This is a genomic window from Nonomuraea helvata, assembly GCF_039535785.1.
GTDB classification, from domain to species: Bacteria; Actinomycetota; Actinomycetes; order Streptosporangiales; family Streptosporangiaceae; genus Nonomuraea; species Nonomuraea helvata.
In genome coordinates this window covers 3,154,607-3,168,502 of sequence record NZ_BAAAXV010000001.1, presented here as the reverse complement: position 1 = coordinate 3,168,502, position 13,896 = coordinate 3,154,607, and the positions used below count along the sequence as shown (strand labels likewise).

At 69.4% G+C, this 13,896-nt stretch carries 14 protein-coding genes; 8 read left to right on the top strand and 6 right to left on the bottom strand.

The window, feature by feature from the left end:
• The first annotated feature begins 279 nt into the window (after window positions 1–279).
• The 6 genes from ABD830_RS14725 (at window position 280) to ABD830_RS14700 (ending at window position 5,668) form a co-directional block, all read left to right on the top strand.
• A complete protein-coding gene (locus ABD830_RS14725) occupies window positions 280–1,224 on the top strand; it encodes an RNA polymerase sigma-70 factor (protein ID WP_344987361.1) in 945 nt (314 codons plus the stop codon).
• A 94-nt stretch (window positions 1,225–1,318) separates the two neighbouring features.
• Window positions 1,319–2,542, top strand: a complete 1,224-nt coding sequence (locus ABD830_RS14720) for an NAD(P)/FAD-dependent oxidoreductase (protein ID WP_344987360.1) — start codon at window positions 1,319–1,321, stop codon at window positions 2,540–2,542.
• A gap of 258 nt (window positions 2,543–2,800) precedes the next feature.
• Window positions 2,801–3,340: a DUF4262 domain-containing protein gene (locus ABD830_RS14715; protein WP_344987359.1), complete on the top strand. Its 540-nt coding sequence runs from the start codon at window positions 2,801–2,803 to the stop codon at window positions 3,338–3,340.
• Window positions 3,341–3,392: 52 nt separating this feature from the next.
• Window positions 3,393–4,454, top strand: coding sequence for a hypothetical protein (locus tag ABD830_RS14710; protein WP_344987358.1), 1,062 nt, complete (start codon window positions 3,393–3,395; stop codon window positions 4,452–4,454).
• A gap of 129 nt (window positions 4,455–4,583) precedes the next feature.
• Entirely contained in the window at window positions 4,584–5,237 is a 654-nt protein-coding gene (locus tag ABD830_RS14705; protein ID WP_344987357.1) for a DUF998 domain-containing protein, read from the top strand.
• Entirely contained in the window at window positions 5,234–5,668 is a 435-nt protein-coding gene (locus ABD830_RS14700) for a GNAT family N-acetyltransferase (protein ID WP_344987356.1), read from the top strand. The genes ABD830_RS14705 and ABD830_RS14700 overlap by 4 nt, the downstream gene beginning before the upstream one ends.
• 27 nt (window positions 5,669–5,695) lie before the next feature.
• Here ABD830_RS14700 and ABD830_RS14695 read toward each other — a convergent pair whose 3' ends face one another.
• The 4 genes from ABD830_RS14695 to ABD830_RS14680 form a co-directional block, all read right to left on the bottom strand.
• A complete protein-coding gene (locus ABD830_RS14695) occupies window positions 5,696–6,472 on the bottom strand; it encodes an N-acyl homoserine lactonase family protein (protein ID WP_344987355.1) in 777 nt (258 codons plus the stop codon).
• A complete protein-coding gene (locus ABD830_RS14690) occupies window positions 6,469–7,770 on the bottom strand; it encodes an MFS transporter (RefSeq protein WP_344987354.1) in 1,302 nt (433 codons plus the stop codon). Before ABD830_RS14690 ends, ABD830_RS14695 begins: the two co-directional genes overlap by 4 nt.
• Before the next feature lie 100 nt (window positions 7,771–7,870).
• A complete protein-coding gene (locus ABD830_RS14685; protein WP_344987353.1) occupies window positions 7,871–8,527 on the bottom strand; it encodes a TetR family transcriptional regulator in 657 nt (218 codons plus the stop codon).
• A gap of 28 nt (window positions 8,528–8,555) precedes the next feature.
• Complete coding sequence (locus ABD830_RS14680) at window positions 8,556–9,920, bottom strand: erythromycin esterase family protein (RefSeq protein ID WP_344987352.1); 1,365 nt, start codon at window positions 9,918–9,920, stop codon at window positions 8,556–8,558.
• Window positions 9,921–10,111: 191 nt separating this feature from the next.
• Here ABD830_RS14680 and ABD830_RS14675 point away from each other — a divergent pair, with 191 nt between their 5' ends.
• Entirely contained in the window at window positions 10,112–11,008 is an 897-nt protein-coding gene (locus ABD830_RS14675) for a LysR family transcriptional regulator (RefSeq protein ID WP_344987351.1), read from the top strand.
• 16 nt (window positions 11,009–11,024) lie between these two features.
• On the opposite strand, the gene ABD830_RS14670 is transcribed toward ABD830_RS14675, so the two are convergent.
• Complete coding sequence (locus tag ABD830_RS14670; protein WP_344987350.1) at window positions 11,025–12,140, bottom strand: hypothetical protein; 1,116 nt, start codon at window positions 12,138–12,140, stop codon at window positions 11,025–11,027.
• The gene (locus ABD830_RS14665; RefSeq protein ID WP_344987349.1) at window positions 12,137–12,637 is read right to left on the bottom strand and encodes a SigE family RNA polymerase sigma factor; all 501 of its coding nucleotides are present in this window, start codon (window positions 12,635–12,637) and stop codon (window positions 12,137–12,139) included. The genes ABD830_RS14670 and ABD830_RS14665 overlap by 4 nt, the downstream gene beginning before the upstream one ends.
• Before the next feature lie 150 nt (window positions 12,638–12,787).
• Here ABD830_RS14665 and ABD830_RS14660 point away from each other — a divergent pair, with 150 nt between their 5' ends.
• Window positions 12,788–13,732, top strand: a complete 945-nt coding sequence (locus tag ABD830_RS14660) for a DMT family transporter (protein ID WP_344987348.1) — start codon at window positions 12,788–12,790, stop codon at window positions 13,730–13,732.
• Window positions 13,733–13,896: the final 164 nt, after the last annotated feature.

Here is a 13,896-nt window from a genome sequence, read left to right as displayed (position 1 = left end):
AGCTCGGCGTTCTCCCGCCGCAGCCGCGCCAGCTCCTCCTCCGCCGACTCCTTCAGCTTTCCGCCTCCGCTGCTCCCCGCAAGCTCCGGTCCATGAAGAAATTATTCTTCTCCATTTCTTCACGTCAACGAGGTTTCTTGACAGGCAGAGCGCCGTATCGCCTTGGTGGGCGCCAGGATGGAGAAAAAATATCCGTTATAGGCTGTCTCCAGCCGACCAGAGCGACCGGTGGCACTACGCCGTGGACGCCGTCGCCGCCGCTCGGGCTAGCATCGGGCCATGCCGTTGACCGCGAACGACGTCGACCGGTTCGAGGCGTCCAGGCCGCGCCTGGAGGCCATCGCCTACCGCCTCCTCGGCTCCGCCGCGGAGGCCGAGGACGCCGTGCAGGAGACGTTCCTGCGCTGGCAGTCCACCGACGTCGACCGCATCGAGGTCCCCGAGGCCTGGCTGACGAAGGTCCTCACCAACCTCTGCCTCAACGAGCTCACCTCCGCGCGGGCGCGCCGCGAGACCTACGTGGGCCGATGGCTTCCCGAGCCGCTGCTCGCCGGGGACCCGATGCTCGGCCCGGCCGACACCGCCGAGCAGCGCGAATCGGTCTCGTACGCGGTCCTCACCCTCATGGAGCGCCTCGCCCCCAACGAGCGGGCGGTGTACGTGCTGCGGGAGGCCTTCGACTACCCGCACCGGGAGATCGCCGAGATCCTCGACATCAGCGAGGCCGCCAGCCAGCAGATCTTCCACCGCGCCAAGAAGCACGTCGCGGACGGCAAGGTCCGCACCGAGATCGACGAGGCCGCCGCCCGGCGGATCGTCGAGGAGTTCCTGGCGGCCGCCACCAGCGGCCAGACCGAGCCGCTCGTACGCCTGCTCACCAAGGACGCCATCGCCATCGGCGACGGCGGCGGAAAGGTCCCGGCCCGCGCCAAGGCGTTCGAGGGCGCTGTCGCGGTCGCGAAGTTCCTGCGGGGGCTGCTCAAACCCGGCGAGGCCAAGCGCACCATGTTCGGCGGCCCGCCCGAGCTCTACGCCTGGATCGCCAACGGCGAACCCGCCGTCGTGGCCGTCGTGAACGGCCGGGTCATCGGCGTCATGTGCCTGGAGGTCACCGCCGAGGGCATCGCCACATTCCACAGCCAGGTCAACCCCGACAAGCTCGACCGCGCGACCGCGCGCTGGGCGGCCGCCGACCACGGGGAGCCCCTGTTCAACGCGTTCTGATCGCTATGTGAGGTGCTTCACATCGCGTTCCTGTCAGGAAACGGTGGGCTGCCCGGTTCAAGTGGCAAACCCGCGCAACGACAGGGGCAAGGAAATGCAGCACCGCATCATCGTCCTCGGAGCCGGATACACCGGAGCCATCGCCGCCGGCCGCCTCGCCAAGCGGCTCCGCCGCGAGGACGTCACCATCACCCTCGTCAACGCCGAACCCGACTTCGTCGAACGCGTCCGCATGCACCAGTTGGCGACCGGCCAGGACCTCAAGCCCCGGCCGTTCAGCGAGATGTTCGCGGGCACCGGCATCGAACTGAGGCTCGCCAAGGTCACCGGCGTCGACGTCGACCGCAAAACCGTCTCCGTCATCAACGCGAACGGCGCCGGTTCGATCGCGCCCGGGTCCGGTGTGGAAGAACTCGCCTACGACACGCTCGTCTACGCCCTCGGCAGCGGCTGGAACGCCCAGGACGTCCCCGGCGCCGCCGAGCACGCCTATGAGATCGCCGGCCGCCCAGGAGCACTCCGGCTGCGCGAGCGCCTGGCCCGCCTCGACGCCGGGCAGAGCGTGCTGGTCGTCGGCGGCGGCCTCACCGGCGTGGAGGCCGCGACCGAGATCGCCGAGGCCCGCCCGGACCTCCACATCGCTCTCGCCGCCGCGGGCGGCCTCGGCGACTGGCTCTCGCCCAAGGGCCGCGAGCACCTGCGGAAGGTGTTCGGCAAGCTCGGGATCACCGTGCACGAGCACGCCGCCGTCACCGGCGTCGAAGCCGACCGCGTCACCACCGCCGACGGCAAGGCCATCCCGGCCGCGGTCACCGTGTGGACCGCCGGCTTCGCGGTCCACCCGATCGCGCAGGCGACCACCCTGGAGGTCACCGGCACCGGCCAGATCGTGGTCGACGGGACCATGCGCTCGGTCTCGCACCCGGACGTGTACGCCGTCGGCGACGCGGCCATGGTGATGGGCCCAGGCGACAAGCCGCTGCGGATGTCGTGCGCCTCGGGAGTGCCGACCGCGTGGCAGGCCGCCGACGCGATCGCGGCGCGCCTGACCGGCGGGAAGCTCCCGAACACGTCGATCCGCTACTTCAACCAGTGCATCTCGCTGGGCCGCAATGAGGGCTTGATCCAGTACGTCACCGCCGACGACCGCGCCGTGCAGGCGGTCCTGACCGGACGGTTCGCCGCCGTCTACAAGGAGCTGATCTGCAAGGGCGCCGCCTGGAGCGTCGCCAACCCGATGCTCGGGCTGCCGACCCGCCGCCGCCGCGTCACGCGGGAGGGCGCCGCGGCGGGCACGGCCGTCAAGGAGGCGGCATAGAGGCCAGCGTTATCCCTTTGCAGCAGATATGCCGGCCATGCCAGTGCCAAACCCGCTGGACGGTAGTTACGGTGCAGGTGGTGTGGAATGAAGTATGCGGGGCATCACCGCCGGCCTGACGCCGATCGAGACCGTGTGGACGCGCATGGCCGGCGCGCTCCTCGCCCAGACCGCCACCGGCTCAGCTCCTCGCCGTTCAGCCGTTGCCGGCGCCTGATACTCCGCGTCCAGGTGCCTGGATGCCGTACGCTCGCGCCCATGCCTGCCGACCTCACCGCATGCCACTGTGTCCTCTGCGACGACCCTGGTGATCTGGACCGCCGTACTCAGCTGACGATCGAGAAGGTTCAGGAGTACGGCTGGCAGGTCGTGATGATCCCCCAAGACGAGCTCGGACCCGGTTGGGCCTTCACCATCGGGCTGTGGCACCACCATCGCGCCCCGGAGCTGGCCATGTTCGGCCTGGACGTCCACGACATGCAGGCCTGCCTCAACGCCCTCGGCGAGAAGGTGGTCGCCGGCCTGGTGCTGGAGGACGATCAGGAGTGGCGCGACATCATCGAAGGGTACCCCGTCGCGCTCAAGGCAGTCGACCATCGGTGGTACGAAGCCTTCTTCGGTACGGCGATCGGGTTCTACCGGCGGCCACCTTTCCCGTTCCTGCAGGTCGTCTGGCCTGCCCCGGACGGCACCTTCCCGTGGCAATCGGACGGCGACGATCGCTACAGCGAGCACCAGCCGCACCTGTGGTCGAGCCCCGACGAACACCCGCCCGGCGTATGGACCCAAGACCTGTGATCGACCAGGTGCGTCGGCGCGTCAGAGCCGCAGGACCTTTAAGGTCGTGAGCGTGGAGAAGATCTTGGCCGCGGCCTCGGCGGTCTTGGGTGAGCGGGTCAGCCGGCCGGTCGATCTGGGCGGAAGCTCGCGCAGCCACGTCCTGCGGTGTGAAACCGGCGACGGTGGCACGGTGGTGGTCAAGGCGTATCTGGACGCTTCGGGCTTCGGGGCCGAAGTGGCCGGGTTGCCGCTCGGTGGTGGGCTCGGGCCCCGGTTGCTGGCCGTGGACCCGTCCTTCCCGCTCATCGTGATGTCCGACCTCGGCGCCGGTCCGAGTCTGGCCGATGTGCTGCTGGGGGAGTCGGCGGACGCGGCGCGGGAAGGGCTGCTCACGTGGGCGCGTACGTACGGGCGGATCGCCGTGGCGGGCGCAGGGCGGCGGCATGAGTGGGAACGCTCGCGGGCGGCCTACTCCGGAGACGGTGCAGGGCGGCGTCCCTTCCCCGAAGTGGGCGATCTCCGAGAGGTGTTGCCTGTCGTGCCCGCGGGGCTGGGCGGCGAGCTGACGACTCTGAAGGCGATCGTCGAGCGGTATCCGGTGTTCTCGCCGGGTGACATCTGCCCGGACAACAACCTGCTGACCGCGGACGGGCTGCGGGTGCTCGACTTCGAGAGCGCCGGGTACCACTCGGCCTTTCTTGAAGCGGCCTACGTACGCATGCCGTTCGCGACGTGCTGGTGCGCGTTCCGGCTCCCGCCCCGGGTGGAAGCGGAGATCGAGGACGTCTACCGCAAGGAGGTGCTCGTCGTCCATCCCGAGCTGGCCGATGACGAGCTCTGGGAGGCGGGGGTTCGGCAGGCCGTGGCCGTCTGGACGATTTTCATGACCTGGGTCCTCGTGCCGCGGGCCCGTGAGCGGGATGAGCCCATGCATTCCACCCGGACGCCGGTGCCGAGCCGGCGCCAGCTCCTGCGCTACCGGTGGAGTCGCCTGCTGGACGAGCTCGACCGGGGCGGGGACGAGTTCCCCGCGGTGCGGGAGGCCGTACGGGCATGCCTGGAGAGCACCGCGGAGTGGGAGGTCGTCGAGCTGCCCCGCTACCCTGCCTTCACCCCGACCGAGCCAGGCTGACGGGCGGGCGTCCCTGGCGCGCGCCCGCAGCGGTGCGGAATCAGGCATACGAGGGGTGTCCGTTGGCGCGCGGCCGGTCCGACGTCTCAGGCGAAGATCCGTGGAAATCCTCGAACCTGAGAGCAGACAATGACCGTCACCCCCTCCGCCACCGTGCCGCGGTCCTCCGTGGTGACAGCCAGACTGTCGAGTGCGGCCATCCTCGCGTACCAGATACTGCTGCTGGCGGCGATTTTCATCAAGCCGGAGGTCGACCCGACCCACAAGCCCGTGAGCGAGTACGCGATCGGGCATCACGGCTGGGTGATGGTGCTGGCGTTCCTCATGGCGGCGTTGAGCTACGGCTGCCTCCTTGTCGCGGTCCGGCCGCTGGTGAGAGGCTGGTCAGGCCGGATCGGGCTCGTCATCCTCGCCGCGTGCGTGATCGGCACGATCGGGGTTGGGGTGTTCGTGGCCGATCCGGTGGACACGCCGCTGTCCCACCTGACGACGCGCGGCACCGTGCACGCCGTCTCCGGGCTCGCCGCACTTGTCCTCCTGCCGTTCGCGGCACTGCTCATCACCCGCGATCTGGCCCGCACGGTCACCGGGGCGGCATCCGTCCTGCGGTGGACGGCCTGGCTCCCGCTGTCCGGGCTGGTGCTGCACTGGCTGGTGTCCTTCGTCGTACCGCCGGAGGGTTGGCCACCACGCTTCCTGTTCTTGACGTACGCCGTCTGGATCCTCGTACTGAACACCCAGATCCTCTCGACGCGGCTCAGAGTCTTACGCTTGCCCGCATGAAGGTCCGCCTCAGAACCCCCGAGGACATGGACGCCTGCGTCGAGGCGCTCGCCCAGGTCCATGCCGCCGACCGCTATCCCGTGGACTGGCCGGACGATCCTCGAGGCTGGCTGACCCCCGCCGATCTGACGTCAGCCTGGATAGCGACCGAGGCAGGCGCCGTGCTCGGCCACGTGGGCATCACCCGGGACGCGGAGATCGTCCGCCTGTTCGTGACTCCGGCAGCACGCGGGCGCAGTCTGGCCGCTCACCTGCTCGACTCCGTTCGCGCCGCTGTGCGCGGGCCGCTGAAGCTGGAGGTCTCCTCCGAGGGCAAGGCGGCCATCGCGCTCTACGAGCGATCCGGCTGGCGCAGGGTCGGCAGCAGCCGCGCCAAGTGGATCAACGCAGCCGGCGAGCCCGCTCTGCTGCACCATTACGTGAATCCGTAGCGCATGTCTTCCCCGGCCGGTGACACGTCATGGGCCGATCACCGCCACGTCGGGCTCCAGCAGCGGGAACCGCTCCAGGACCAGCGGATCGTGGCCGGCGACCACGAGCTCCGGGCCGTCGGCCAGCTCCCTGATCCGGTCGAAGGCGCCGTACATGCCGGGCATGCTGTGCAGGATCGGGAACGGGCGGTCGTCCTCGATATTCTCGTAGAAGTGGCTCGCGTCCGAGGCCAGCACCACGTGGCCGCGCGCGGTCCGGACGCGGACCACCTGCATGCCGGCGGTGTGGCCGCCCACCAGGTGGACGCTCAGTCCCGGTACGACGAAGGCGTCGCCGTCGACGACCGACGCGCGGCCCTCCTTGCGTGCCCGGACCAGATGGGCGAGGTCGTCGTCGTTCAGCAGCCAGCGCTCCCGCGTGATGCGCTCGGCCCACGGGCCGCTCCAGTAGTCGAGCTCCGCCTGCTGCACGACGTACCGGGCGGAGCCGAACTCGTGGGCCGTGCCGGTGTGGTCGTAGTGCAGGTGGGTCAGCACCACGTGCCCGACCGCGTCGGCGGGCACCCCGAGCGCGGCCACGGCGTCCACGGGCGAGCGGCGGTAGTCCAGCCCTTTCACGAGGGCGGCACGCTGAGGGCCGATGCCGGTGTCGATCACGACGGTGTGTTCGTCGTTGACCGCGAGCCAGACATAGTACGAGGTCGGATGGGGCCGCTCGCCGCGCGATTCGTAGCCGTGGAAGTGCTCGCCGCGCCTGGCGTCGCGCTCGGCGTAGCGGATGGCGTAGACGCGGAAGTCGTTCAAACCGCCAGCCTGCGATCAAGACCGAGTTCCTCGGTCGGGACCCGGTAGGTCTCCCGGGCCGTCGCCACGGCCGCCACGTTGACCAGGCACAGCGCGGCTGTGATGAGCGAGACGCCGAGCCAGCTCTCCGGGCCGGTGCCCGCCAGCGCCGTGGCCACGGTCGGCGCGAAGCCGGCGATGGCGAAGCCGATCTGGGTGCCGATCGCCATGCCCGACAGCCGGACCCGGGTGGTGAACATCTCGCCGTAGAAGGACGGCCAGACGCCGCTGGTGGCGCTGTGCACGACGCCGAACATCAGGATCCCCACGATGAAGATCAGCGCGTAGTTGCCGATGGAGATCGACCAGAGGTAGGCGAACATCAGCACCGCGCAGCCGAGCGAGCCGCCGACGAAGACGGGCTTGCGGCCGATCCGGTCCGACAGCGAGCCCCAGAGCGGGATCGAGATCAGTGCGGCGACGTTGGCCAGCACGCCCACCCAGAGCATCGGGCCGCGTTCCAACCCCATGGTGTTGACGGCGTACGACAGGGCGTGGACGGTGAAGATCGTGCTCACTGAGGCGATGACGGCCGCCACGACCACCCGCAGCACGTCGCGCCACTGCTCGCGGAAGAGCACCGCCAGCGGCATCCGCGCCACGGTGTTGGTGGCGACCTCCTGCTCGAAGGCGGGCGTCTCCTCCAGCGTGCGCCGGATGACCAGCCCGACCGCGGCCACCACGATGCTCAGCCAGAACGGCACCCGCCAGCCCCAGCTCAGCAGCTGCTCCTCGGGCAGCGCGGCGATCGGCAGGAAGATGGCGGTGGCGATGATCTGCCCGGCCTGGGTGCCGTTGAGGGTGAAGCTGGTGTAGTAGGCCCGGCGGTTCGCGGGGGCGTGCTCCAGGGTCATGGAGTTGGCGCCCGCCTGCTCGCCGGACACCGAGAAGCCCTGCATCAGCCGCAGCACGACCAGCAGGACGGGCGCGAGGAGGCCCATGTCGTGGTACGTGGGCAGGCAGCCCACCAGGAACGTCGAGGCGCCCATCATCACCAGCGTGGCGACGAGGACCTTCTTGCGGCCGAACTTGTCGCCCACGTGGCCGAGGACGAAGGCGCCGACCGGCCTGGCCAGGTAGCCGACGCCGAAGGTGGCCAGGGCCAGGAGCGTTCCCGTGGCGGGCGAGCTGGACGGGAAGAAGATCTTGCTGAAGACCAGGGCGGCGGCGGTGCCGTAGATGAAGAAGTCGTAGTACTCCAGCGCGCTGCCGATCCAGGCGGCCACGGCCGCTTTGCGAGGTTTGCCCTGCACCGTCACGATATGCTCCTCACGAGGGAAAAGCGCAGTGCGAGGAAACTAACTCACTGGTTCGTACATTACAAGAGTGTTTCCGGCGGCTGCACTTACCCTTGGAAGATCAGCGAGCGGCGCCCGCGCCGCGCAGGTAGGCCACGACCGCGTCCCCCACCATCCGGCGGAGCCGGTCGCGGTGCTCGGGCGCGGCCATGTCGCGCCCGAACAGCGCGCCGAACGTGTGCTGGTTGGCCACCCGGAAGAAGCAGAACGAGCTGATCAGCATGTGCACGTCGATCGCGTCGGCCTCGGTCACGAAGTCGCCGGAGTCCTGCCCCGCGTCCAGGATGAGCGAGATGAGGTCGAGCACCGGCGTGCCGAGGCCGGCGAGGGCCTCGGACTTGCGGATGTGCTCGGCCTGGTGGATGTTCTCGATGGCGACCAGCTTGATGAAGTCGCGGTGCAGGTCGTGGTGGTCGAAGGTGAGCTCGGCCAGGGTGCGGATGGCCTCGACCGGCGCGAGGTGCTCCACCTCGATCGTCCGCTCCATCTCGCGGACCTCGGCGTAGGCCTTCTCGAGGACCGCGATGTAGAGGCGTTCCTTGCTGCCGAAGTAGTAGTAGATCATGCGCTTGGTGGTGCGCATCCGGGCGGCGATCTCGTCGACCCGCGCCCCCGCGTAGCCGTGGCGCGCGAACTCCTGCTGGGCGACCTCGAGGATCTCCGCCTTGGTGCGGTCGGCGTCCCGCTGGCGCTCGGGGGCTGCGGGTTGTGAGGTCATCCGCCCATCCTAATGACCGTCTTGACGCCTACGGCAGGAGCGTGGCGGCCTTCACCTTGTGCAGGTGGATCAGCACGTCGAAGGACTTGCCGATGGCGACCTTCGTCGCCTGCTCGGGTGACCAGAAGCCGCCGCCGATCAGGCGGGTGGGGCGGCTCTGCGCGAGCCAGGTCCGGGCCGCCGCGGGCGCGGTGCGGGTGTCGAGGATTAAGTCGCTGTAGCGGACCTGGTCCAGGACGTACTCGTTGTAGTCGTCGCCGGCGGCCGGCACGGAGCCCTTGCAGGTCAGGGGCCGCTCGGCCGGGCCGGCCCCGGCCGGGCACTCACCCTTGTCGATCAGGAAGTTGTAGCCGCCCTGGTCGAAGCTGGTGCCGACGGTGACGAAGCGGCGGCCGAGGCGTTCACGCAGGACGCCGCCCATGGGAGCGGGCACGAACATGGTGTCGATCGGCGTGTAGCTGATGTGCGCGTTCAGGCCGGACATCTGGATCTTGTGGCCGGTCGTCCGGTTCCACCAGACGAGGTTGTCGGCCAGCGCGGTGTCGCGGTAGACCTGCGCCTGCTTGCGTCCCTCGGCGGTGGCCTGGTCGAAGGCGAAGTCGGTGAAGGTCTGCGACAGGGCCCTGGCGTGCTGCACGGCCCACCGGTACTCCCCGGTGTCCCCGGCGGTCTGCTTCTGGAGCAGTTTCAGGGCCTCGGTGGCACGCCGGGCGTTGTCCTGGCGCTTGTCCAGCGGCTGGGACAGCGCGATGCCCATGTACTCCCCGGCGTTCGGGGTGGTGGGCCGCAGCCCCTCGTACAGCTTGGTGAACTCCGGCAGCAGATCGGCGTGGTGCTCCTTGACGTAGGCGAGGACCTTGTCGAACAGGACGTCGCCCGGGTAGAGCAGGTCGGCGCCCATGAACTGGACCTTCTTGCCGTGGGCGGCGTTGTAGGAGCGCATCCACGTGAGCAGGTCGAGGAACTCGCGGTTGTCGAACAGGTCGTACGGGCCCTTGACCTCGTCGTGCATGATCTCGCGCGGGTCGCCCTTGCCGTTGAGGACGTAGTCGTTCAGCCGCACACCGGTGCTCCAGCTGAGCTCCCGGGCGAACGTGGTGAAGCCCTTCTCGGTCACCAGGGAGCGGAACAGCCGGTGGTTGAGGGTGTAGAACTCCGCGGTGCTGTGCGTGGCCTCGCCCACGCCGACCACCTGCGCCCCTGCGACCATCGCGCCGAACGCGTCCAGGTCGCGGAGGCCGGCCGCGGGCGAGGTGGAGGCGAGAGGCTTGGCCGCGCTGTTGAGCGCGGCCACGACTGCCGCGTCGCCGGTGTCGGCGACCGCGGTGGAGGTGGTCGCGGCGGTCAAGGCCAGGCCGAGCGCCAGAGCGCCGCCGTAGATCTTGGGGTTCACGATCGATGTTCCTCTGCACGAGTGACGTTGTGGATGAGGAAAGAGTCGCGGGAGGCGCTGACGGCCTGGCGACAGGCCGCTGACAACGCCCCCGCGGGGTGTCAGGCGTATGCTCGTGCGCCACGATGATCCGGGTCTGTCCGGCACCTAGGATCGGCGTGGGCAGCAGGCTCGCAACGTGAGGGAGGGTCATGGAGCTCCGCGAGATCGAGATCTTCCTGACGCTGGCCGACGAGCTGCACTTCGGCCGCACCGCCGAGCGGCTGCGCCTGACCCCCGCCCGGGTCACTCAGGCCATCAAGAAGCAGGAACGCCAGATCGGCGCCCTGCTGTTCGAGCGGACCAGCCGCACGGTACGCCTGACGCCGATCGGCGAACAGTTGCGCAATGACCTCTGGCCCCTGTACGCAGGGCTGCACGACAGCGTGCAACGGGCGAAAATCGCCGCCCAGGGCAAGACCGCCCAGCTCCGGATCGGCCTGATCCCGGCCAACGGCCACGACCTGCGTCCCTACTGGGCGGCCTTCCGCACCCACCACCCGCACTGCGACCTGCAGCTCCGCCACAACCCCTTCGTCGACCCCTTCGGCAGGCTGCGGCGCGGCGAGGTCGACATCCTGCTCACCTGGCTGCCCGTCGAGGAGCCCGATCTCACGGTCGGCCCGACCGTGTTCCGGGACCCTCGGCTGCTGGCCGTCGCCGCCGACCACGAACTGGCCGAACGACCGTCGGTCTCATTGGAGGACATCTCCTACTTCCGGCACTCCGGGCTCCCCAGATCCTTTCCGCGTTACTGGGAGGAGAGCTTCGTCCCCTTCCACACCTCGCGCGGCCACACGATCGAACGGGGCCCGCTGGTGACGAACAACGACGAGCTCTTCCACCTCGTCAGCGTCGGGGAGACCGTCAACCTCATGGCCGGGCACATGCCGCGCTACTTCGCCCGTCCCGACATCAGCTGGCTTCCCATCACCGACCTGTCGCCGCTGGCCTTCGGCCTGGTGTGGCGTACGGAGATGGAGAACGACCTCATCCGGGCCTTCGCCCGGGTCGTCGCCGACCTCGGCACGCTGCACAACCGCTTCTGAAGAGGATGGGAGCCCGTCAGCCGCCGGTGTTCTGAGACGGGTGCGGCTCGCGCCAGATCTCCTTTCCCGCGACGTCGTAGCCGACGATCTGGAATCCCTCCTGGTACATGTCGCCGTCCCGATCGTGGGTGCCGGCGAACAGGCGGAAGCCGATGCCCCAGGGGTCACGGCGTGCGGCGGCGGAGACGGTGCGTCCGTCGGCGAAGACCAGCTGGACTTCGGCGGTCCCGGCACTGGCGATGCCGAACCACCGGTGGTCCCGCTCTCTCAGCTCGACCGGGTACTTGTCGCCTCCCAGGTCCGTCATCAGATCCTTCTCCCGGACGAGGTGCATGCCGACCGGTTTGCCGTCCAGCTTCCAGACCAGCGTCTTGTCGGGAGTCTCGTACACATTGGCGCTCAGGCCGCCCAGCCTCAGCTCCTTGCCGACGGGCTTGGCCGTCGCCTCCGGCACGGTGAAGCGCTTGTTCTTCACCGAGGTCAGCACCTTGCCCCGGGCGTCGGTGAACTCGAAGGCGGACACCTCGGTCGTGGACGGGACCGTCACCGTCCAGATGGACCGGGGAGCGCCGGCCGGACGCTGGATCCTCCCATCCAGCTTGACGCCCCGCCCGATCACGGCCGCGACCGCGCTCACTTCGTCGCCGGAGGTGCCGTAGTACAGCACCGAATCCGGCGGCGGCCAGGACGCCGTGGAACCCTCCAGAGAGGCGGGCCCGGTCACCGGGTCATCGCCGCAGAAGGAGCTCCCTCCGCCCGCGCGGCTCAGCGTGTGCACGCAGAAGCGAACGTCCCCGCCTGCCGCCCGGGTGAACCAGAGCTCGATCGGCCTGCCTTCGGAGGCGTTGGCGGTGACCAGCCGCTCGCCGATCGGGGGCTGCTTCTCCAGGTTCCGCTCGTAACGCCGTTCGCGGTCGATCGTGCCGGTGCTCACGTCACCGCCGGTCTGGATCATGGTGAGCGGCACGACGATCGCTGCCGCGGCCACGCCCGCGACCACGGCGTGCAGGCGCAACCGGCGTCGCCGCGATCGGGCGACGATCCGGCCGTGGATCCCGGCGGGCGCGTGCGGGGCGTGATCGGAGGCGTGTCCGAGGGTGCTGCGCAGGTACGTCTCCAGGTCGTCGGTCATGACTGGCCCTCCTCGGCGGCCGCGAATTCAGGAAGAGTCGAGCGGAGCCTGCTCAGGCCCAGAGAGGCGTGGCTGCGTACGGTTCCGCGTGAGATGCCGAGCACCTTGGCGATCTCCTCGTCCGGCAGGTCCTCGTAGTACCGCAGGACGAGCACGGCGCGCTGCTTGCGCGGCAGCCCGTCGAGCGCCCGCCACAGCCGTTGCTCCACGTCGGAGGGCAGCGGGTCGTAGTGGTCGCCGTCCGGCAGGTCCCAGATCAGGTGCTCCCGCCGACGCCGCCGCCAGGCGCTCATGTGCAGCCTGGCCATGATCGTACGGGTGTACGCTTCGGGATTCTCCTTCCGCTGTACGCGTGGCCAGGCACGATGCAATCGGATCAGCGCTTCCTGGGTGAGGTCGGCCGCATCATGCGCGTTGCCGCTGAGCACGTAGCCGTAGCGCAGCAAGGCATCGACTCGATCCGCGACGAAGCTCTCGAAGCGGGAGTCTTCCTCCAATGTCCAAACCTTTCCTCGTCCGTCTCTCTATAGACCGGGCGAGGGGCCCTAACTGTTGAACCGCGGCGCCAGGGCATGGTGACGCGTACCGTCCCGCTCGCGGGGTAGCCGTCCACCTCACCCATGATCTCGAAGTGGGAGTGAGCGGACGTGGCTTCTCGTCTGACGGAGACTCTGCAGTCCTCGACGGGATGGTTGGACGGGTATCCGGCGGTGGCCGTGGCCATCGGGGCGCTGTGCGTGTCGGCGTCGTCGGTGCTGATCGACCTGGCTCGGACCACCCCCGGGACGGCGTCGTTCTATCGGTGCGTGCTGGCGCTGCCGTTCCTGGTGCCGATGGCGCTCGCGGAGCGCCGCCGTGAGGGCGTTCCCGCGCGCGGGCAGCACGTCGTGGCGGCGGTGGCCGGGGCGTTGTTCGCCGGGGACATGCTCCTGTGGACCCAGGCGATCGCCGAGGTCGGCGCGGGCCTGTCGACAGTGCTGGTCAACGTGCAGGTCATCCTCGTGCCGCGGCTGGCGCTGATGATCGACCGGGAGAAGGTGACCCGCCGGTTCGTGCTGATCCTGCCCGTGGTCGTGGCGGGGGTGGTGCTGACGGGTGGGTTGTTCGGCGGCTCCCAAGGCAGCGATCCGCTGTGGGGCACGATTCACGCGGTGCTGGCCGCCGTGTGCTACTCGGGCTTCCTCTTCCTGCTGCGGCGCAGCGGGCATGAGGGGCGGGCGGTCCAGTCCTATCTGGAGGTGACCGTCTGGGCGGCGATCGTCTCGCTGGCGGCGGGGGTGGCGTGGCAGGGGGTCGAATGGGCTCCCGGGTGGGCCACGGTGGGATGGCTGGCCGGGGTGGCCCTGTTCGGGCAGGTGCTGGGATGGCTGCTGGTGGCGGTCTGGTCGCCGCGGCTGCCCAGCTACCTGGGGGCGATCCTGCTCCTGCTCACGCCGGTCGGATCTGTGGCGCTGGGCGCGTTGGTGCTGGGAGAGAGGCCTACCGTGCCGCAGCTGGCCGGTTGCGCGCTCATCCTGGCGGGTGCGTGCGTGGCCGGCATCCGCGCACCGGCGACGAACCAGACGGACGACGCGGACTCGGGGTCGGGGTGAAAGACGGGCGGCCACCGTTGTGATCATTCGAGTGTGATGGAACTGAAGATCATGCGGTGGCCGCGTTGGCCAGAGCGCAGCATTCACCGCTTGCCTCAATGAACGGAAGAGGAACGGAAGAACGGCGTAGTAACGTCCCTTTTTCTCGGGCTGCCCGGCATTCG

Excerpts from the sequence above, each read along its gene's own strand:
- ABD830_RS14725 (WP_344987361.1), top strand. The coding sequence starts at position 280 with ATGCCGTTGACCGCGAACGACGTCGACCGGTTCGAGGCGTCCAGGCCG.
- ABD830_RS14720 (WP_344987360.1), top strand. The coding sequence starts at position 1,319 with ATGCAGCACCGCATCATCGTCCTCGGAGCCGGATACACCGGAGCCATC.
- ABD830_RS14715 (WP_344987359.1), top strand. The coding sequence starts at position 2,801 with ATGCCTGCCGACCTCACCGCATGCCACTGTGTCCTCTGCGACGACCCT.
- ABD830_RS14705 (WP_344987357.1), top strand. The coding sequence starts at position 4,584 with ATGACCGTCACCCCCTCCGCCACCGTGCCGCGGTCCTCCGTGGTGACA.
- ABD830_RS14700 (WP_344987356.1), top strand. The coding sequence starts at position 5,234 with ATGAAGGTCCGCCTCAGAACCCCCGAGGACATGGACGCCTGCGTCGAG.
- ABD830_RS14685 (WP_344987353.1), bottom strand. The coding sequence starts at position 8,527 with ATGACCTCACAACCCGCAGCCCCCGAGCGCCAGCGGGACGCCGACCGC.
- ABD830_RS14675 (WP_344987351.1), top strand. The coding sequence starts at position 10,112 with ATGGAGCTCCGCGAGATCGAGATCTTCCTGACGCTGGCCGACGAGCTG.
- ABD830_RS14670 (WP_344987350.1), bottom strand. The coding sequence starts at position 12,140 with ATGACCGACGACCTGGAGACGTACCTGCGCAGCACCCTCGGACACGCC.